At 54.9% G+C, this 783-nt stretch carries 1 protein-coding gene; it reads left to right on the top strand.

Annotated features, from left to right (window positions below; translation table 11 throughout):
* Nucleotides 1-783: MobA/MobL family protein (locus B5F87_RS20540; RefSeq protein WP_143405323.1), on the top strand; the 783-nt coding region annotated here is incomplete at both ends.

Genomic DNA, 783 nt, shown 5'->3' with positions numbered 1-783 from the left:
CCAGCTTGCCAGAGAGATTGACGCGGCGCTCCCCATAGAGTTATCCAGAGAGGAACAGATCCGGCTTGTCCGGGAATACTGTTCCTCTCAATTTGTTTCCAGAGGAATGTGCGTTGATTATGCCATTCACGACACCGGCAAGGGCAATCCCCATTGTCACATCATGCTTACCATGCGCCCCCTTGACGAGCGCGGCGCATGGGCGGCAAAGTCCCAAAAGGAATATGACCTTGATGAAAACGGCGAGCGTATCCGCTTGCCAAGCGGCAGATACAAGACGCACAAAGTTGACCTGACCGGCTGGAACGACAAGGGCAACGCCCTCTTGTGGCGTAAGGCATGGGCGGATATTTCAAACGCCTACCTTGAACGAGCCGGAAGCCCGGAGCGTATCGACCACCGCAGCAACGCCGAGCGCGGCATTGGCGAGATACCCACCGTCCACATGGGCGTGGCGGCTTGCCAGATGGAGAAGAAAGGTATTGCCACCGAGAAAGGCGAACTGAACCGGAATATCCAAAAGGCAAACCGCCTTATACGGGAAATCCGAGCGCAGATTGGAAAGCTCAAAGAATGGATTGCCGACCTGTTCAAAGCGTGGGAAACCGCCCCGGAACAGCCGCAACAATCCCCCGGCCTTGCAAATCTGCTGATGAAGTATTTGAGCGTTCAGAGAGAAAAGAGCCGGAAGTATTCGCAAAGTTGGCAAAGGCAGCACGCCGCCGATGAACTGAAAACCGTTGCAAAGGCAGTAGGCTATCTTTCCGAGCATGGCATTTCCAC

Origin of the sequence: Eubacterium sp. An3 (genome assembly GCF_002159465.1) — a bacterium.
In the GTDB taxonomy this organism is placed as follows: Bacteria; Bacillota; Clostridia; order Lachnospirales; family Lachnospiraceae; genus Anaerobutyricum; species Anaerobutyricum stercoris.
The sequence above is the reverse complement of the archived record's forward strand: the minus strand, read 5'-3'. Positions and strand labels throughout refer to the sequence as shown.